Raw genomic sequence first — 20,382 nt, forward strand, 5'->3', positions numbered from 1 at the left:
TAATTAGCTCTCTAATACCAATCGGCTCACACGTACATAGCCTGGTTTATCATCATTACTTAGGTCGAGGTTTTCTATTTTCAAACCATGCTTGTTTACCAACTCATCTAACCATTGTACCAATTTATTAAATTCAACCGAATCTAAGGTCAGTCGAAGAGAGCCATCACTTGGCTGCATTTTACTAATACTGATACTGTGCCGCCCTCGAGTCGAATTAACAACTTGGCTAATATTTTGGTTAGTTACAATCGCATTTGCCCCACCGGCTTTTAGCTTAATAATACTGCTATCTACCCATGCTAATAACTCTTGCTGTTTAATTTGTGATTGCTGGGCTGCATCTATAGCGCTATTTAATGGCCTAAAAATACCGATGACTAAAATAAATATGACTAAGATAATCGATGCAGCTATTACTAATTGCTGTTCTTGGTTTTTAAGTGAGCGCCAATAGTTAATTAACTGGTTTTTCATGCACCACCTCGCAACTTAATTTCACCCACAACAAAATCTCCATCATTATTGAGCGACCCCTGCTCAACCGTTAACCCATTATTCTCTAATATGCTTTTTACTTTGCCAAACGTTTGAAAATCTTTTGCTCTGGCACGAAGTCGTAGTTCACCACGGCGATTATCATAGCGTAATGTTTCTGGAGTAAATTCGTTTACCTGATTAAAAACACTCACCAACTCATTTGTCAGTGATAAAAAGCCAACATCACTCCCGCCTGATATTTTAGCAAGTGCCCCTTTTATTTGGCTTCGGATTAATTGCGGCCTCACTTTTGTACCAGGGAAAGCACGTTGATAACGATCAACAACTTGTGCTTTACTCAGAGCAACTTGGGTATTCAATTGATTTAGCTCAACAAGTTTTATAGTGATGCTACAAATTAAGGCAATACTTGCGGCTATCGCCGCACTTTTCCAATACCCCCACCAAAGCGACCCTTGCTTCTTCAGCTGATAACGCCCTTGGCGAAGATTAAACTTTACGTGCGGTAATTGTTTAGCAAAAAGCGCCAAAGGAAGATCGTAATCTTGAGTTTGAGGCTTTAAGGTAACTGCTTCAGGGAAATCAGTGACTGGACTATAATGATTTACATCTGGGTTACCCAGTGCGCTTAAATAACCGGCTAACCAGCTTTGCTCAACAGCCGCGATATGCCAATCATTGAGTTTAAATAACCATTGGTCATTAAGTTCAATACCAGCAAGTTCATCAGGCGCACTGTTTGGTAGCAATAATGCATCAGGGAGCACGGTATAAGCTGTAATTTCATTTTCACGAAATACCTCTAACCATTGCTCAAACCACGTGGCATCTGTAATGCCCACATTAATTGTATGTTGCTCTTCAATCATGCCTGGATCGCCAATCGCAATATGTAGATCATCAATATCACAGGCTAAATCTTCTTCAAGCATATAGGGTAATGCTTGTTCAAGCTTTCTGTTCCACTTTGTTGGCAACGGAATTGTTTTTAGTTGCACTTGATCGCTAGGCAATAATACGATTACATCCCGGTTGTCCGACTTTTCAGTCAACGTATTTAATTCACTTGCTGATGCAAGCTCACCGCTGGCAATAATTTCTTGTTCTTGTGGTGAATAAACCAGCCACGTTAGATTATCTTGCAGGTTTAAGCCTGTGCGGATCAATAATATTTCTGTCACTGTACGCCTCCAAATTTTCGCGCCAGTATAGTTACTTTGCCACTATTGGCATACAGTAAAGTGGTCATCGAAAAACGCAGATCAACAAATTCTGCCTGCGTTTGTAATTTAAAATAGTCACTTTTAATATCGAACAAGTCTTCAACGTCAGTTAAGTTTTTACCACCTTGTTGTTGTACTTCTTCAAAAAATTCATCTTTACTTTCAAAACCCGAATCTGGCCTGGCTGCAATCACGGCTTGTGCACCGGATAGATCAAGGTTTTCAATAAGCGAGCTTAATAACAAAGCTTGCTCTGATATAATTGTATTTACATTAATAACCAATGCCTGGTTACCTGGGATAACACATACATAAGGTAATAACTTTTCCATTACCAATGGATTAAATCCCTTCACTAAACGTAGTTCTGAGGTTGATGCAAAGAGAGTATTGGCGGTCATATATGGAGAGGCAAGAGACAAATACTCACCTTCTTCGGCACCACTGCGATATACCACACTATTTTCATCTAACCAGTCAAGAACGCTATCAGCCATAGCCTCTTCTGATTCTTCTGAAGGTAAATCTTCTATATTTTCTAACAATGCTAACAACGCAACATGCCCATGATTACTTTTGCTAGCTAACGTTTCATCTGGCGCTTGTGCTAGCGAATTTAAATTCAAACAAGCTTGTAAATCAGTTACTTTGCCACTTAAAGTACCATAATCAACCGGAAATGGAGTGTCTCCTTGTTGCGCCCAAAGCTGATCTGATGAGGTTTTATCTGGTGCATCTTTTTTACTTTGTATAATTGCTTTTATCGCTAACTCTTCGGCGCCATAGGCATACCATTTGGCTTGCTGATGCCCTTGCAAATTAGTACTTCGCTGAACTTGAACCATTAAATTTGCACTCATTTCAACCGCTAATATAGCAGCTAAAGCCACAATAAATAATACAATAACTAAGGCAGCACCTTGCGAGGATTTAATTTTCATCATCTTCCTCTAGGCCTTCTGTCTGGCCACTACCGGGGACTAAAAACACCCTACGAATAGGGTCGCCATCTATCTGCTGAACCGTTACAGCAACGGCACTTGGCAGTGATTTCACTTGCCATTGCGACTGCCATTCGTTTTTATTATCTAAAAACTCAAATGTTAAATCGGCAACCCCTTTAAGTAACACCTGAACACGGGGCTCAATATCATCAAGTTGGTCAACATAAACACGATAAACGCGTTCTAGATTATCATCAATGACCCTATAGCCAACCGCTTGTAGCTGTGAGCGCGGTAATAAATTAATTGGATTAATCCACCCATCTCTAACAAAGCCTATGCCATCGTATTGGCTATCGAGAATATAGCGCCCTGCTAATAAATAATATTCTTGAAAATCACCCGATTCATTTCGCACTTTGCGTTTAGTCATTTGACTAAAATCTTGGTCCATTAATCTAAATGTTGTTTGCAGCGCGTTTAATTCAGTGATTTTTTCATCTGATGCGTCTTTTGCTTTCGTTGTCGAATCAAGTATTTGGTGAGTAGCCATAATTACAAATGCTAAAATCCCCAAAGCTACCATTACTTCTAACAAGGTAAATCCGCGTTGCTTCACTTACTTTTCACCTTTATTAAAATAAGTTGAAAGTTCGTAAACCGGGTACTCATTTTTTTCATCTGTAAAAACATTAATGGTCACTTTAACAAAACTTTTATCGCTTGTTGCCACAACATCTTGGCGCCAATACCACGGTACACCCGCTAATGTTTCTGTTCCTCGTTGGCCACTTTTTCCTTGCCACTGAGAGCCTTTAACACGCTGTTCAACTAATACATTTTCAGCAACCCATGAACCATACGTTTGTTCTTCAAGTGTAGATAAATGATGAATATGCTCGCCGGTTGCTTGCATTGCAGCAATGCCTGCCATCGCGCAAATACTCAATGCAACCAGTACTTCTAGTAATGTAAAGCCTTTAATATGTTGCATGATTAGGGTTCCCGCCTTAAATCAACTGGCGCACTAAATTTACCTTCAATAAAGTAAATAGGTTCTCTTTCATCTTTTAATTCAAGTACTAATTGAAAGGCGCTAACCTCAGAAGAAGATAAAATTAATACTTGAGGAATTTTGGTTTTTTTCAGGTCTAATAAGCTGTCATCATCAGAACCACTCATTAGCTCACGCCAATTTGATTGTTCTAATAAATTATCTTGTGCCCATGGAAGCTCATCTAAATTTAAAGTCAGTTTAATACGCTCATCAAGCTTCAATGGCGCAAATAGCTCCTCTCGATTTAAAGTTACCCACTTTTCGCCATCAAACACTAAAAATTCAAATACATCATCTTCGACCATAAAACCAAGTTCTACTTGATTCAACACAGCGAATTCAGAAGCTAAATTAATGGTAGTATGTAATCGAAGTGCTTGAGCATCTAGCTCATCTTCAGCTCCGCCATCTAAGCTATACACCACCATTTTGGTTGCAAAAGCAATAATGACTAACACCACTAAAATTTCGATTAAGCTAAAGCCTAAACACTTTTTAGACATACGATTAAGGCTTACTTGCATAAACAGTAAGCCTTAGAAGTGATATGACGAAAAGCGTGCATTATTGCTCGTCTTCATCCCAGTTCCCAATATCATCATCAGTCCCTACTTCACCATCAGGACCTAAAGAGAAAATATCAAATTTACCCACTTCTCCTGGGCTAATTAGTTGATATGGATTACCCCAAGGATCTTCAGGTAATTTATCAATAAAGCCACCATCAGGGAAACGCTTTGGAACAGGCTCGATGCTTGTTTTATTCACTAATGCTTCTAAGCCTTGCTCAGTGCTTGGGTAGCTTTTATTCTTAAGCTTATACAGACTCATTGCATCTTCAATTTGTTGAATATCTAAATGCGCTTTATCAATAGCTGCTTCTTCTTGTTGGCCCATAATATTAGGTGCAACAATCGACATGATCATACCAATAATAACCAATACAACCATTACTTCGAGTAAAGAAAAACCTGTTTGTTTTTTCACGTAACTACCTCTTTCTAAATAAAAATTAAGGAGCTAGAGACACCCCATTAAATATAAATTAAAGCCCTACAGCTTTGTTCATTGCCATTATTGGCTGTAAAATTGCCATTACTATAAACAATACAATAACAGCCATTGAGGCTATCATGGCAGGTTCAAGTAACTTTAGTGATACATTAACCATGCTTTCAAACTCGCGGTCTTGGTTATTAGCCGCGCGCTCTAGCATTTGTTCTAACTCACCTGATTTTTCACCACTGGCGATCATGTGTAGCATCATCGGTGGGAATAATTTGGTTTTTTGTAAAGCAGCCCTTAAACTTGCGCCTTCACTTACTCTATCAGCCGCATCAGCAACAGCCCGTTTAATTTTTTCATTTACTAATACGCCACCTGAGATACGCATCCCCTCAAGTAACGGTACCGAACTTGATGATAATATGCTTAAAGTACGAGCAAATCGGGCGGTATTTATTCCACGCGCTACTTTGCCAATGCCTGGCATGTGTAATATTTTGTCATCATACCAAAATCGAACTTTTGGCTTTTTAAGTGCATGCTTAATCGCAACCGCCATTAACGTAATCATAATTAAACTAACGAACCAATAATTCTGAACAAAATGGCTAGCTGCCATCACCCATTCAGTGGTCCATGGTAAGACTTGCTTGGTTTTTTCAAACGTTTTAAGGATTTTAGGCACCACTGTACCTAATAAAACAGATACGATTGCAATCGCAAAAACGACTAAGATAATAGGATAAACCATGGCTTGGGTAATTTGACTTCGCATATGCTGGCGTTGTTCAGTGTAATCAGCAAGGCGATTTAAAACCTGATCTAAGTGTCCTGATTTTTCACCTGCGGCAACCATAGCTCGATACAATTCGTCAAATACATGTGGAAATTCACTCATTCCATCAGCTAGCGTATACCCTTCAACCACTTTCGAGCGCACCGACATTAACATACGTTTTAAACGAGGCTTTTCACATTGTTCAGCAACGGCCATAACCGCACCTTCAACAGGCAATGCCGATTGAATCAGTGTCGCAAGTTGACGTGTTATTAAGGCTAAATCTGAAGTAGAAATAGAAGGCTTAAATAAATTACCGAATAAAGGGGCTTTAGCTCCCTTTACTTGCTTTTCACTATCACCTGCAGGAACAACCTCTAAAGGAGTTAACTTTTGTTCGCGTAACATCTGGCGAATTTGTTTAGCCGTATCCGCTTCAAGTAGCCCTTTTTTTTCCTTGCCGCGACCATCTAACGCGCGATATTCAAACGCCGCCATGACTATGCTTCCTCACGGGTTACACGTAAAACTTCTTCGAGAGTTGTTTTACCTGCGAGCACTCTACTGCAACCATCTTGGCGAATGCTAGGGCTTTTAGTACGGATGTATTTTTCAACACTTTGCTCACCCTTACCGTTGTGGATCATTTCACGAATTGTTTCATCAACCACCAATAGCTCATGAATACCAGTACGACCACGGTAACCATTAAAGTTACATTCTTCACAACCCACCGCACGATAAATCGTAGGGGCATTCTCTACTGGCACGCCTAATAATTGGCATTCACGCTCATCTGCAACATGCCCTTCTTTACAACTTTTACATAAAGTTCTTACCAAGCGTTGAGATAATACGCCAAGTAATGAAGAAGAGAGTAGAAATGGTTCAACGCCCATATCTTCCATACGCGTAATCGCACCTGAGGCCGTATTCGTATGAAGAGTCGACATCACTAAGTGACCCGTTAAAGATGCTTGCACACCAATTTGTGCGGTTTCTAAGTCACGTATTTCACCGACCATAACCACATCGGGATCCTGTCGTAAAATAGCACGTAAACCACGAGCAAAGGTCATATCAACCTTCGCATTTACTTGGGTTTGGCCAATGCCAGGTATCTCATACTCGATGGGATCTTCAACCGTTAAAATATTACGATCGCGAGAGTTAATTTGGCTCATACCAGCATATAACGTGGTACTTTTACCAGAACCTGTTGGCCCGGTAACTAAAATAATACCATGAGGTTTAGCGATTAATTCTGAAAATAGTTTTCTATTCTCAACCGTCATACCTAGGTCTTCAAGGTTTAAGCGTGCGTTATTTTTATCAAGTAAACGCAGTACAACACGTTCACCAAAACTTGAAGGCATTGTTGATACACGAACATCAACCGCACGACCGGCAATACGTAAACTAATACGCCCATCTTGAGGGATCCGCTTCTCAGCAATATCTAACTTAGCCATTACTTTAATACGCGATACCAGTAATGAAGCTAATTTACGATTAGGTTTAAGTACTTCTTTAAGTACACCATCAACCCTAAAGCGTATTACAAGCTCTTGTTCGAAGGTTTCAATATGTATATCTGAAGCCCCTTCTTTTATCGCTTCACTTAACATCGCATTGATTAATTTTATAATCGGCGCATCATCGTCACCGGCTAATAAATCTTCAGTTTGCGGTAGCTCATCGGCAAGAGAAAATAAATCAACTTCATTGCCAATATCTTCCATCATCTGCTGAGTTTCAGAACTATCACGCTGATAAGAAGCTTCAAGGAGTAATTCAAATTTATCATCGTCTAATTGCTCAAGCTTAAAGTCAGCGCCTGCAATTCGACGAACCTCTAAAAGAGTTTCAACGTTTAGATCGCCCCGATGATAAACGATGCGTATATCTTTATTTTGACTCAATAAGACACCCGCACGCCTAGCATATGAAAACGGGAGACGTTTTGGCGGCAATTCCACCAACTCGTCACCGATTAATATTGGCTCGCTGGGTATTAACACAGGTTCAATATCGTCATTATGATCCACTGCGCTAGTCATTTTCACGCTCTTGATCATTTTGGCTTTTTAAATGCTCTTCGTAAGTAGGAGGAAGAGTCAGCTCGTCATCCCACTTTGGTAATAGTGGCGTATCGGTTAATGGCATTAACTCAATACCATCATCTTGCTCTTTTAATTGCTCACCACGAATAAAGTTATATTTATTAAAACTTAACTTATTCATGCTAATACCATCACGAATAATAGTAGGGCGAATAAATACAATTAAGTTACGCTTTCTTTTTGACGTGTTTGTTGATTTAAATAAATGCCCGATAATCGGAATATCACCTAACAATGGGACTTTAGAAACACTTTCTTGTACATCTTCATCAATTAAGCCACCAAGTACAACCATGCCACCATCATCAGCTATAACGGTCGTTTTTATTGCACGTTTATTAACTGATATATCCACCGATGTAGCACCACTAACACTTGACACCTCTTGCTCAATCATTAATTGAACAGCAGAACCATCGTTAATTTGAGGAGTCACTTTTAGCATAACCCCGACCTCTTGACGTTCAACCGTTTGAAATGGGTTTGAGTTATTAGCACCTGTTTGCGAACCAGTAATAATAGGTACTTCTTGACCTACAATCATCGATGCTTCTTCATTATCCATTGTGGTTATAGAAGGTGTAGCAAGAATATTTGAATTCGTGTCCGTAGAAACGGCTTGAATAATGGCGCCCCAGTCATTTTTTACAATACCTAAAGCTAAGCCATTAATACCACTTAATAACGACGCCAATCCAGTGTAGTCACCTTCGGTTGTTTCATCATAGCTGGTGACAGTACCTGTTTCAGAACCAATTACAGTTTGCGTTGTCGTTGTACCTTGCGCTTCAACACCGGCAACCGCCAATGAACCAACGGGGACCGTTGAGCCATTGTTAAATTGCAACATGCCGCCACTTTCAGAAATCCACTGCATCCCTAAGTTAATACCATCCGATTCCATTACTTCTACAACAATGGCTTCAACTAACACTTGAGCTCTGCGGATATCTAAGCGCTCGATAACGGTCTCTAAAGAACGCATTGTATCGGGCTGAGCGGTTATAACTAATGAATTTGACGCTAAATGAGCTTCAATGCTGGTCTCAGAAGTACTGCGAGTTTTAGATGCTCCTGATTTACCATCATCAGCTAATGATTTACTCACACCTTGTAAAACCTTAACTAGCTCTTCAGCATTGGCGTAGTTTAAGTAGAAAACTTTCGTATTACCGTTACTTTCAAGCTCACCATCTAAACGTTTTATTAATTCAATAGCACGCGTACGAGCCTGGCCTTCACCACTAACAATCACACTATTTGTACGACCATCGGCAACCACTTTAGGGATTAAAAACTCTGGAATACTGCCTTTGCCACTGTCTTTGTATATATTATCAACCACAGAGACAACATCATCTGCGGTGGCGTATTTTAGCTTCACAATATCAACACGTTTATCACCGGCTTGGTCAACAGAGCGAATGATTTCAACTAACCGATTAACCGACGCTGCATGACCAGTAAGCATCATGACGTTAGCTGCATTAAAGTTAGCGACATGCCCCCCGTCTTTTTGATCACTAAATTGACGAACTAAAGGGCCTAACTCTTGTACGCTTACATTTTTAACACGCACTACGCGGGTGATCATCATGTCACCCATAGCCTCACTGTTTGAGGTAATTAATGGCACGTTTGATTTTTTAGCATCCGAGCTTTTTTCTATTTTTATAATGCCATTAGCCATTTCAACTGCTGAATAGCCATAGACTTCTAAAACATTTAAAAAGAATTGATAATAAAGTGATTCATCCATTAACTCGTAACTACGCACATTTACCTTACCGCGTACGTTTGGATCAATAATCACTGTTTTATTTAAGTTTTTACCAACGATGTTAATAAACTCATTGATATCAGTACCTTTAAAATTTGCTGCGTATTCGACAGCTGATACAGATAAAGAAATACTTGCTGCTAAAAAAAGTGCTGCATACTTAGCTAACCCTTTTTTAATCTTTTTGAGGTGTAGCACCTGAACCATTATGTTAAAACTCCAAAGCTAAGTTATTGCAGGCTAAATTGCACATCAATGGGCGCACCATCGCGCTCAATAGTGATGATTGCATCTGAACTATTACGCAACTCATTAAAAGCTTGCATAGCCTGTTTTAAATCATTTAATTGATAGCCGTTGATAGAAACAGCTAGATCGTTATTTTTTAATCCCATTTTTTTAAATAAAGCAGGCTCTTTGCCTGGACTTAAACGATAACCAACCAGCTCACCATTATCCATTTGTTGTGATACACGAATGTAATCAAACAGCTTACCGGGTTCTTTTAGTAATTCTTCGCGTGTTTGCATTAGCTCTTTTTTTACACTCGCATCGGCGGTAGCGTTAATTTGCATATCTTTTTCAGTATTATTATTTTTTGCCAATACCGGCATTGATACCGTTTTAGTAAAATCAATACCATCTAGCATGAGCGTTTCGAAGCGCCCGCTAGTGCTTAATATCACTCTATCTGGAAGTATTTGAACTAATTTAGCGCGAGTCCCTTTTACGACTTCGTCGATTAAATAAGTAACTTGCTTTCCTTGAGACTCAATAATGGCGACTCCCGCCTTATCATCATCACTAACCGCAACAATACCAGTTAAGTTAATACGTAAGCGGGTTTCAGGGGCGTCATTTATTACTTTAGTCTGGACCGCCTTAGCACCTTTAACAGTTTGAGCTTTACCAAATAAGTATTGATCCACAATATTTTGTGCCATACGGTTCTCAGATACCGTGTTATTTTTATTAGCATGCAGTGGTTTTAAGGGAGTAAACGAAGGCATAGGCCAAGTTAACCAAACTAACTTAGACAATAAAAATGCAATGTAAACAACAACTAACATCATTACCAGCGCACTTAATTTGGCGTGAGGTAAACGCGTTAAAAATTGTTTTAGCTGTTGAATTTGCGGTTCCATAAATAGGGTTTCTTATTTTAATTACATGCTTAATCACATCCCATAGTACCTTTTCAGTTTTCATTCAACAAGCTATGAAATATTAAAGTTTGTAAAGAACTTTAATATTTTATAGCTTGTATAAAAAACAAACAGGCATTCGCTCTACTTCTGCAATATCTCATTTCGTGGTAAGTTTTACATTATTGAAAACTTATGTAGAACAGGTTCTCTAAATGAGCAAAAAAAATTCCAATAATGCAAGCTCTGACCCTACTCAAGAGCTAAAAGTTCGCTTAGATAAATGGTTATGGGCTGCACGCTTTTATAAAACCCGTGCGATTGCACGCGAAATGGTACAAGGAGGCAAAGTACATTATAATGGTCAGCGTGCAAAAGCGAGTAAAATAGTGGAACCAAATGCCGTTATAAAACTCGCTCAGGGTGTTGACGAAAAAATAGTCACCGTATTAAAAGTGCTTGAAAAACGTCAAAGCGCCCCCATTGCTCAAACCTTGTATCAAGAATCAGATGCAAGTATTGCAAAGCGCGAAGAAAATTCAATTGCGCGCAAAAATAACAGCTTCTTTGCCCCACATCCAAAGCGTAAGCCCGATAAGAAGCAAAGACGCGAACTTTTAAAAATGAAATCAAGTTAGGTAATAGCCACTCATGCAACAAGATTTACTTCACCGTTATTTATTCGACCAATTAGATGTGCGTGGTGAGCTCGTACAAATTCAAAGTACTTATAGCGAAATGGTCGCTAAACATAATTACCCAGAACCCGTTAAAGCTTTATTAGGTGAGTTATTAGTCGCTACCTGTTTATTAACAGCAACATTAAAATTTGAAGGCGAAATAGCGGTACAACTACAAGGTGATGGTCCTGTTAAGTATGCGGTTATAAACGGTGATGATAAACAAAACATGCGTGGCATTGCTCGTATGCAAAGTGATGTGAACGGCTCGACGGTAAAGCAGCTTATTGGTAATGGCTATATGGTGATAACGATCACCCCCACCAAAGGAGAGCGTTACCAAGGTATTGTGCCACTTGAACACGATACATTAAGCGAATGCTTAGAAAGCTACTTTGAACAATCTGAACAATTAAAAACCCGTTTATGGTTTGCCACTAATACGGTATCTGGAGAAGAAAAAGCGTGTGGTTTATTTTTACAAGTACTGCCTGTAGATAAACAAAAGTCAATTGACGATTTTGCCCACCTTGAAGCATTAAGTAGCACTATTAAAAATGATGAATTATTAAACCTTGATGCAAACACCGTACTAACGCGTTTATATCACGAAGATAATCCACGTGTATTTGACCCACAACCGATCGCATTTAAGTGTGGATGTAGCCGCGATAAAACCATTACGGCATTGGTTAATGTAGGGCAACAAACTCTACTTGACGATGTTGCTAAAAATGGCAGTGTAAATATTAGCTGCCATTATTGTCTAGAAGAATTCTCTTTTAATGAACAAGAAATTAAAAGTATCTTTAATTAAAATATCGCTGTTTTAGTTTAAGTATAAAGCCGCAAAAAATGCGGTTTTATATTATAAAAAGATGATACCGGTGTCATAAAAAGCCACGTAACATTGATACCGGTGTCATTGAAATTATTGAAGTTTTTTATCAAAAACCGTCGTTTTATCTCCCTTGCGCTATCGAATATCACAAAACCTTCTGTTACTATCTTTTTAGCTTAGAGCCACACACTCCAGAGCTATCCCGTTCAATTTTTTACTAACGTTTAGGTACACACACATGACTTCAAGCGCTACACGTTTTGTCGATTTAACAGCAGCCGAACTCGTCGAACACGCAATTAATCGCGGCGAGGGTACTTTAGCTGCCAATGGGGCTTTTGTTGCAATTACTGGTAACCGTACTGGTCGTTCACCAAAAGATCGTTTTATCGTGCAAGAGGCAACAACTGAAAAGGACATTCAATGGGGCAATGTAAATCGCCCGTTTGATAGCGATAAATTTGATGCTCTTTGGGCGCGCGTAGAAAAATATGTTCATGAGAATGACCACTTCACCTCTCACTTAGAAGTTGGCGCAGATCCAGAGCATTACCTACCCGTTGTCGTTACGACAGAAACTGCATGGCATCATATTTTTGCTAAAAATATGTTTATTGAGCCACAAAACTATAACGTATCAAACCAGCCACAATGGCAGGTGATGAATGTCCCTTCGTTTGTTTGCGATCCTCAACGCGATGGCACAAACAGCGATGGCACCGTTATAATCAACTTTGCTCAACGAAAAGTACTATTAGCAGGTATGCGTTATGCCGGAGAAATGAAAAAATCAATGTTCTCAGTGCAAAACTTTTTACTACCCGCAAAAGGCGTGCTGCCAATGCACTGCTCTGCAAATGTGGGCGAGCCTGGTGACACGGCATTATTTTTTGGTTTATCGGGCACCGGTAAAACAACCCTATCAGCAGATCCTACTCGGTTTTTAATTGGTGATGATGAGCACGGCTGGGCGCCAGGTAGCGTATTTAACATTGAAGGCGGCTGTTATGCTAAATGTATCGACCTCTCACAAAAAAATGAACCGGTAATATGGGACGCGATTCGTTTTGGTACTATTTTAGAAAATGTCGTATTAGATGAAAATCGCGTACCTGATTTCAACGACACCAGCCTCACGCAAAATTCTCGTGCAGCTTACCCACTGGAGCATGTACAAAAGCGTAAACTAGAAAACCGTGCTGGTGAACCAAAAGCGGTGGTATTTTTAACCTGTGATGTAAGCGGGGTTTTACCACCCGTCTCTATTTTAAGCGAAGAAGCTGCGGCATATCACTTTTTAAGTGGTTATACAGCAAAAGTAGGTTCTACTGAAATAGGCTCCACTAGCGATATAGAATCTACATTTTCAACTTGTTTTGGTGCACCATTCTTCCCTCGTCCTGCTGGTGTTTACGCTGAGTTACTAATGAAACGCGTACGTGAATTTGGGGCTAAAGTATATTTAGTGAATACCGGCTGGACCGGCGGTCCTTACGGCACAGGACAACGTTTTGATATTCCAACAACCCGCGCTGTTATAGACGCTATTGTGTCTGGAAAATTAGTTGATGTGGCTACACAGCATATAGATGTACTTAATCTCGATGTGCCAGTATCAGTCCCGGGTGTTGATACACAGCTATTAAACCCAATTAATACTTGGCAAGACAAAGCAAAATATGCGCAATTTGCACAAAGTTTAGCAAAAGACTTTAACGAAAACTTTGCCAAATATGACGTTTCTGATGATATTAAACATGCCGGCCCCAACGCCTAATTGAACTTTAGACAACACCATAACAATGGCGCTATTTAGCGCCTTTTTCGTATTTACCCCCTCTCTTTTTCATTGCGCCAATCGAGTTACTTACTTGCTATACCGCCCCCGACTGAAACGCGATATAAAAATTAATTTTTAAAATGCTTGCCATTAACCCAAATTAAAACTATTGTTCTTTAAACACCCAAATAGTATTATTTATCATACAAATAAATTTAAAGGTTAATTATGAGAGTGTTAGTTACCGGAGGAATGGGTTATATCGGCAGTCACACCTGTATTGCCCTGTATAACGCAGGTATAACTCCTATTATTTACGATAACTTATCAAATGCCAGCATTCGTGTGCTCGATCAATTAGAAAAAGTGACGGGTAGCCGTTTTGAATTTATTTTAGGTGATATCCAAGATCAACAGCAATTTAAATTAGCATTAATGCAAAGTAAGGTTAGCGCTGTATTTCATTTTGCAGCTTTGAAAGCCGTTGGAGAGTCAACGCAGCAACCTCTTTATTACTATCAAAATAATGTATCTGCAACGATTGCTATGCTGCAAAGCATGCAACAGTGCAATATTAATCACATTGTTTTTAGCTCATCTGCTACGGTATATGGCGAGCCTGAATATTTACCTATCGATGAAGCACACCCAATTCGTGCTAACAACCCTTATGGTTGGAGTAAAGTCATGCTTGAGCAGGTGCTTCACGACTTATGCATTGCTAACCCCCAATTTATGGCAATTGCGTTACGTTATTTCAACCCTGTCGGCGCTCATGAAAGTGGTTGGCTTGGAGAAAGTCCAAATGGTATACCTAATAATCTCATGCCCTTTATTGCCCAAACCGCGGTTGGAAAGCGTAACGTAGTCAGTATATATGGTGATGACTATGCAACTAAAGATGGTACGGGAGTACGCGACTACATACATGTGCAAGACTTAGCAAAAGGCCATGTTGCTGCATTTATGCACCATAAACACGATACCGGATACCATAGGTATAACTTAGGCACGGGTCGGGGTTATTCAGTCCTTGAAATGATTAATGCATTTAGCGCTTCTGCGAATATAACGATCCCTTATAAAATAGCACCTCGACGCACAGGTGATATTGCTTGTAACTATGCTGATGCAACTAAAGCACAACAAAAATTAGGCTGGTACGCCGTAAAAACCCTTAGCGATATGACAAACGATACATGGCGCTGGCAAACAAATTACCCTAATGGCTTGGAGAGTTAATATGTCGTTATTAGCGTCTACACATAGACGGAAAAACCCACTCACTGGACGTTGGATTTTAGTGTCTCCACACAGAAACAACCGCCCCTGGTTAGGTGCAACTGAAGCGCCAAATAACACAACATTAGTCAACTATGATGAAGCCTGCCCGCTCTGCCCTACAAATACTCGTGCAAATGGTGAAAGTAACCCAGATTATAAATACACCCATGTATTTAATAATGACTTTGGTGCACTCACACCGTCGTGCAACGATTTACCCGCTGATAATTTAAATGATGATTTATTTAGCGCCGATCACACCAGTGGCGAGTGCCGTGTTATGTGTTTTTCGCCTGAACATAATAAAACGTTACCCGAGCTAGAGCACGATGCTTTATGCGCCGTAGTCGCCACATGGCAAGCGCAATATAATGAGTTAAGTCAGCGTTATCAATGTGTGCAAGTATTTGAAAATAAAGGGGAAATAATGGGGTGTTCACAACCTCATCCGCATGGACAAATATGGGCCCACCAGCATCTCTCTACAGAAGTAGACATTGAAGATACTCAGCAACTTGATTACTTTAATAAACGGGGCACTGCGCTATTAGCCGACTATGTAAAAAAAGAACAAGCCGATGGCACTCGCACCGTGTTTGAAAATACCCACTGGCTAGTGGTGGTTCCTTTTTGGGCCGCATGGCCATTTGAAACACTCTTACTGAGTAAAGATAATGTGCAACATTTTGGTCAATTAAATAGCACACAAATAGACACACTGGCTGAAGCGCTAAAAGTACTGACAACAAAATACGATAATATTTTCAATTGTAGCTTTGCTTACTCAATGGGCTGGCATAACGCCCCTGCAAACCGCGGACAAGATGAGCAACATTGGCGCTTGCATGCTCATTTTTACCCTCCATTATTGCGCTCAGCAAGTATAAAAAAGCATATGGTTGGCTATGAAATGCTCGGCGAAAGTCAGCGTGATCTAAGCGCCGAAACCGCCGCTTCAATTTTACAAGCAGCCAGTACCACTCATTACAAAGCGACAGCAGGAAAAAATCATGACACTTAATCAACTACAAACACACTTTTTGTCACTGTTTGGCACTCATGCACAAGGTATTGCTGATGCGCCTGGGCGTGTTAATTTAATCGGCGAATTTACCGATTACAACAACGGCTTTGTATTACCCTGCTCACTAGGTTTTCGCACTCAGGTGATGTTTAAACAACGTGATGATAATGTCATTACGGTTCATTCACTAAATTACCCATCAGAACACGATAGCTTTACAGTTCATGATGAAATTGTTGCTGGGCCATCACAATGGGGAAATTATATTCGTAGCGTTGCTTTTGTACTCCAACGCGCAGGTCATACACTTAAAGGCGCTGATCTACTCATAAGCAGTGATGTACCACAAGGTAGTGGTTTATCTTCATCAGCAGCACTTGAAGTTGCCATTGCAGGTATGTTTAATCATATTGCTGGATTAGCGCTAAATAACGAACAAATTGCATTATTTGGTCAGCAAGCAGAAAACGACTTTATGCATTGTCAGTGTGGGATTATGGATCAATTAATTTCAGCCAAAGGCGAAAGCGGCCATGCCTTACTCATTGATTGCCAAAACTTAGCGACCTCGGCTGTAAAAATCCCAGATGATTTAAATATTGTTATCGTTAACTCTAACTACCCCCGTAAATTAGTCGATAGTGAATATAACCAACGCCGTATCGATTGTGAGCAAGCCGCTAAAAAAATGAATATAGCGACGTTACGTGATGCAACAATGACGAAGTTAATTAACGCAAAAGACACACTAACGGTAAACGAATATAAGCGTGCGCATCATGTGATCAGTGAAAACGAACGCGTTATTGCAGCAACAAACGCTTTAAAAAATAATGATATGGATGCACTGCGTGAACTCATGAGCGCTTCTCATCAATCACTTAAACACAACTTTGAAGTAACGGTTCCTGCAACCGATGGATTAGTCGAAATATGTCAAGAAGCCTTAGCCGATCGTGGAGCCGTACGTATGACCGGAGGCGGTTTCGGCGGTGCTATTGTGTGTCTATGTCGCGCCCAAGATGTAGCACTCGTGCAAGAAGCTGTTAATACACATTATCACGCCCGCTTTAATCTTCATGGCGATATTTATGTATGTACAGCCGGCTCTGGGCTAACAATCACTACGTTGACAGATTAACGTAGTGACATCACACAGTGCAGGCTTAATACACAATATGCCGCATTTAACGACATAGAATAACGATGGCAACGTTTAATCAAAATTGCATCACAAGGCTTAACTTGGGTTAACAATCACACAAATAAAAACACAAGGTAAACAATGACAACATACACACTAAAGAGAATAAAAAAAGCGGTGCTGTTCAGCGCTATTGCATTTTATGGCAATACCACACAGGCTGTAGAGATCGAGCAATTGTATCCCCCTCTTACCAGCGAAGTATTACCTGAATTAGCCGCTAGTGGCACGCATGCTATTGGCGTTAAAACACTGCAAGTGATTAACCCTCAGCAGTTTGACCCACAAAGTCAAACCCACAAAGACCGTCCATTAACACTTGAAGTATGGTACCCAGCAAATATCAGCAGTCATACAACATTGACCCATTATCATAATGTGACCCGCAGCGGAAAGGCATTTAATTTGCAGGCTGCTGCCATGCGTGATGCACCAGCCGATACAGCTAAGAAATACCCCGTTATAGTCTTATCACACGGCTATACAGGCTATCGTACTATTATGTATTACCTTGGCGAACATTTAGCTTCTCATGGGTATATTGTTGCGGCGATTGATCACACTGACTCTACAAATGCTGAAATTGATTTTAAACATGCCCCCTTTGCCGGTTTTTTTAGCACGTTATTAAACCGCTCTAAAGATCAGCAATTTGTTTTAAACTACTTTAATAAACAAGCAGGTTTTCTTAGCGAGCAAGTCGATTCGAACAACTCCGCTATTATTGGCTATTCTATGGGAGGCTATGGCGCCATCAATACGGTGGGAGGCTGTTATGATTTTAATAGCAAAACAGTGACACAGTTTACAGGCTTAACTGAGTCAAAAAAAATTAAACAAATACAGCAATTACTTAATAGCTGTGCAGGTGGGCAATACAGCGAAGCGACTGTCGATAAGAGTATAAAAGCGATGGTGGCGTTAGCCCCATGGGGTGGACAATACGAGGTGTTTGCAAAAACAGCCTTAAAAAATATCAGCGTACCCTCATTATATATCGCTGGCGATCTAGATGATATTTCTGGCTATAAAGGCATTAAAGGTATTTATAACAATACAGGAAGCAAAAGTAAGTACCTGCTTACATATAAAAACGCACGACATAATATTGCCGTGCACCCCGCTACTGCTATCGCTATGCGTACGGGTGAATTAGACCTAGGTCATTATTACGAACCATCTTGGTCTACACGAACACTAAACGAAACGAACAAGCACTTTATACTCGCCATGATGGATTGCCATGTAAAAAAAATAAGCACTCAATGTCGTTATTTAAATTTACCGTTTTCAGGCGATCAACTTGATCATAATGGTATGCCAACGCCTGCTTGGACAGGTTTTGATAATCGCTTTTCCACCGGGATGACTTGGCAAACAAGTAGCACAAACAATCCCGCGATAAGTCACTAAAAAAAGATAAATATCATGTCTAAATATATACTTTCAATTGATCAAGGTACCACCAGCTCTCGTGCTATCTTATTTAATAAAGAAGCACAGATACAAGGCGCTGAACAACAAGAATTTACTCAGCATTTTCCAAATAATGGATGGGTTGAACACAACCCTGATGATATTTGGCACAGTGTTTTAACAACCAGTCGTAATGTACTCTCGAATAACCAAATCTCTGCAGATGACATTCTTGCTATTGGCATCACTAATCAACGTGAAACAACCATTGTTTGGAATAAAAAAACCGGTAAACCTATTTACAATGCAATTGTATGGCAAGATCGCAGAACCAGTGATTATTGTGAACAGCTGGCGAGCGAAGAGCTTAGCCAGAGCATTAACGAAAAAACCGGATTATTACTCGATCCTTACTTTTCAGCGACAAAAATCCGTTGGATTTTAGATAATGTAGAAAATGCACAACAACAAGCACGTAATGGCGAGTTGGCGTTTGGCACTGTAGACAGTTACTTACTATGGCACTTAACCAAAGGCCAAGTACACCGAACCGATGCCACCAATGCATCGCGTACTATGTTATTTAATATTCACACACAACAGTGGGACAAAGCGCTACTCGAGCTATTTGATATTCCGCTATCTATGCTGCCACAAGTTATGGATTCGGCAGACGAGTTTGGCACCACTCACTCGGATATATTTGGCAGCCCTGTTCGTATTTGTGCTATTGCAGGCGATCAACAAGCAGCCTTAGTCGGGCACGCGTGTTTTGAGCAAGGCATGGCTAAAAGCACTTATGGTACCGGTTGCTTTTTAATGCTTAACACTGGCGACAAAGCCCTTACTTCAAAAAATCGTCTTTTAACGACGGTTGCCTATCGTTTAAATGGTAAACCAACTTATGCAATAGAAGGCAGTATCTTTATGGCCGGAGCAACGATGCAATGGATTGTCGAAGGGCTTAAATTACTTAGCCATGCTGGAGAAAGTGAATCGCTCGTAAAAGATGTGCCATTAGATCATGGGGTTTTTTTAGTCCCTTCATTTACCGGCCTAGGTGCCCCGTATTGGGATCCTAATGCGCGCGGGGCTATTTTAGGGCTCACCCGTGATTCAGGGATCAGTACCATCGTTGCCGCAGCTTTGCAGTCTGTAGGTTATCAAACTAAAGATTTACAAAAAGCAATGGAGCGTGATGGCTTACGCCCAAGTGTACTTAGAGTTGATGGCGGGATGGTAAAAAATAATTGGGTACTTACATTTCTCTCAAACATTTTAGGTGCTGTTGTCGAACGCCCCATGCTAAGTGAAACAACCTCTGTTGGCGTTGCCTACTTAGCCGGTTTACAAACCGGTATTTATAAATCTACGGAGCAATTAGCCGAAATGTGGCGCTGTGATCGCCGCTTCGAACCAGATATGAGTGTTCAACAGCGAAACAGCTTATACGACCAATGGCAACATTGTGTAGCACAGGTACGTTTAACTAATGAAAACTGTAAGAAAACACATAATGCTGATCATTAAATACTAACTTTACTAACCACATTTATAGCATGGCTAAATCGCGCCCAGCGCAATGCTTTATCTTTAA

General features: G+C 40.2%; 19 protein-coding genes. 8 read left to right on the top strand and 11 right to left on the bottom strand.

Features of this window, described 5'->3' with window-relative positions:
- Positions 1 to 3: 3 nt before the first annotated feature.
- Genes J8L70_RS12985 through gspC form a run of 11 tightly spaced genes read right to left on the bottom strand, consistent with a single transcriptional unit; the run spans position 4 to position 10,556 of the window.
- On the bottom strand, positions 4 to 477 hold the full coding sequence (locus tag J8L70_RS12985) for a type II secretion system protein M (protein WP_211056023.1): 474 nt from the start codon (positions 475 to 477) through the stop codon (positions 4 to 6).
- Entirely contained in the window at positions 474 to 1,682 is a 1,209-nt protein-coding gene (gspL, locus tag J8L70_RS12990) for a type II secretion system protein GspL (RefSeq protein WP_211056024.1), read from the bottom strand. The genes J8L70_RS12985 and gspL overlap by 4 nt, the downstream gene beginning before the upstream one ends.
- Positions 1,679 to 2,665: a type II secretion system minor pseudopilin GspK gene (gene gspK / locus J8L70_RS12995; protein WP_211056025.1), complete on the bottom strand. Its 987-nt coding sequence runs from the start codon at positions 2,663 to 2,665 to the stop codon at positions 1,679 to 1,681. Before gspK ends, gspL begins: the two co-directional genes overlap by 4 nt.
- Entirely contained in the window at positions 2,655 to 3,287 is a 633-nt protein-coding gene (gene gspJ / locus J8L70_RS13000; protein ID WP_211056026.1) for a type II secretion system minor pseudopilin GspJ, read from the bottom strand. Before gspJ ends, gspK begins: the two co-directional genes overlap by 11 nt.
- The gene (gene gspI, locus J8L70_RS13005; protein ID WP_211056027.1) at positions 3,288 to 3,662 is read right to left on the bottom strand and encodes a type II secretion system minor pseudopilin GspI; all 375 of its coding nucleotides are present in this window, start codon (positions 3,660 to 3,662) and stop codon (positions 3,288 to 3,290) included.
- A 2-nt stretch (positions 3,663 to 3,664) separates the two neighbouring features.
- Complete coding sequence (locus J8L70_RS13010; protein ID WP_211056028.1) at positions 3,665 to 4,249, bottom strand: prepilin-type N-terminal cleavage/methylation domain-containing protein; 585 nt, start codon at positions 4,247 to 4,249, stop codon at positions 3,665 to 3,667.
- 40 nt (positions 4,250 to 4,289) lie between these two features.
- Positions 4,290 to 4,712, bottom strand: a complete 423-nt coding sequence (gene gspG / locus J8L70_RS13015; protein WP_211056029.1) for a type II secretion system major pseudopilin GspG — start codon at positions 4,710 to 4,712, stop codon at positions 4,290 to 4,292.
- 58 nt (positions 4,713 to 4,770) lie between these two features.
- On the bottom strand, positions 4,771 to 6,006 hold the full coding sequence (gene gspF / locus J8L70_RS13020; protein WP_211056030.1) for a type II secretion system inner membrane protein GspF: 1,236 nt from the start codon (positions 6,004 to 6,006) through the stop codon (positions 4,771 to 4,773).
- 2 nt (positions 6,007 to 6,008) lie between these two features.
- Positions 6,009 to 7,568 (bottom strand): type II secretion system ATPase GspE, encoded by a 1,560-nt coding sequence (gspE, locus tag J8L70_RS13025; protein WP_247664820.1) that lies wholly within the window; start codon positions 7,566 to 7,568, stop codon positions 6,009 to 6,011.
- Positions 7,561 to 9,618: a type II secretion system secretin GspD gene (gene gspD, locus J8L70_RS13030; protein WP_211056031.1), complete on the bottom strand. Its 2,058-nt coding sequence runs from the start codon at positions 9,616 to 9,618 to the stop codon at positions 7,561 to 7,563. Before gspD ends, gspE begins: the two co-directional genes overlap by 8 nt.
- A 23-nt stretch (positions 9,619 to 9,641) precedes the next feature.
- Entirely contained in the window at positions 9,642 to 10,556 is a 915-nt protein-coding gene (gene gspC / locus J8L70_RS13035; RefSeq protein ID WP_211056032.1) for a type II secretion system protein GspC, read from the bottom strand.
- 215 nt (positions 10,557 to 10,771) lie between these two features.
- Here gspC and hslR point away from each other — a divergent pair, with 215 nt between their 5' ends.
- From hslR to glpK, 8 genes are all read left to right on the top strand, one after another.
- Positions 10,772 to 11,194 carry a ribosome-associated heat shock protein Hsp15 gene (hslR, locus tag J8L70_RS13040; RefSeq protein ID WP_211056033.1) on the top strand — a complete coding sequence of 141 codons (423 nt, stop codon included), beginning with the start codon at positions 10,772 to 10,774 and terminating at the stop codon, positions 11,192 to 11,194.
- A gap of 13 nt (positions 11,195 to 11,207) precedes the next feature.
- On the top strand, positions 11,208 to 12,053 hold the full coding sequence (hslO, locus tag J8L70_RS13045; RefSeq protein ID WP_211056034.1) for an Hsp33 family molecular chaperone HslO: 846 nt from the start codon (positions 11,208 to 11,210) through the stop codon (positions 12,051 to 12,053).
- A gap of 262 nt (positions 12,054 to 12,315) precedes the next feature.
- A complete protein-coding gene (locus tag J8L70_RS13050; protein ID WP_211056035.1) occupies positions 12,316 to 13,854 on the top strand; it encodes a phosphoenolpyruvate carboxykinase in 1,539 nt (512 codons plus the stop codon).
- 231 nt (positions 13,855 to 14,085) lie between these two features.
- A complete protein-coding gene (galE, locus tag J8L70_RS13055) occupies positions 14,086 to 15,099 on the top strand; it encodes a UDP-glucose 4-epimerase GalE (RefSeq protein ID WP_211056036.1) in 1,014 nt (337 codons plus the stop codon).
- 1 nt (position 15,100) lies between these two features.
- Positions 15,101 to 16,162 carry a UDP-glucose--hexose-1-phosphate uridylyltransferase gene (locus J8L70_RS13060; protein ID WP_211056037.1) on the top strand — a complete coding sequence of 354 codons (1,062 nt, stop codon included), beginning with the start codon at positions 15,101 to 15,103 and terminating at the stop codon, positions 16,160 to 16,162.
- Positions 16,152 to 17,306 (top strand): galactokinase, encoded by a 1,155-nt coding sequence (gene galK / locus J8L70_RS13065; RefSeq protein WP_211056038.1) that lies wholly within the window; start codon positions 16,152 to 16,154, stop codon positions 17,304 to 17,306. Before J8L70_RS13060 ends, galK begins: the two co-directional genes overlap by 11 nt.
- A 144-nt stretch (positions 17,307 to 17,450) precedes the next feature.
- Positions 17,451 to 18,782 carry an alpha/beta hydrolase-fold protein gene (locus J8L70_RS13070; RefSeq protein WP_211056039.1) on the top strand — a complete coding sequence of 444 codons (1,332 nt, stop codon included), beginning with the start codon at positions 17,451 to 17,453 and terminating at the stop codon, positions 18,780 to 18,782.
- A gap of 15 nt (positions 18,783 to 18,797) precedes the next feature.
- Positions 18,798 to 20,315 carry a glycerol kinase GlpK gene (gene glpK, locus J8L70_RS13075; RefSeq protein ID WP_211056040.1) on the top strand — a complete coding sequence of 506 codons (1,518 nt, stop codon included), beginning with the start codon at positions 18,798 to 18,800 and terminating at the stop codon, positions 20,313 to 20,315.
- The last annotated feature ends 67 nt before the right edge of the window (positions 20,316 to 20,382 follow it).

Origin of the sequence: Pseudoalteromonas sp. MMG010, assembly GCF_018100905.1 — a bacterium.
Lineage (GTDB): Bacteria > Pseudomonadota > Gammaproteobacteria > Enterobacterales > Alteromonadaceae > Pseudoalteromonas.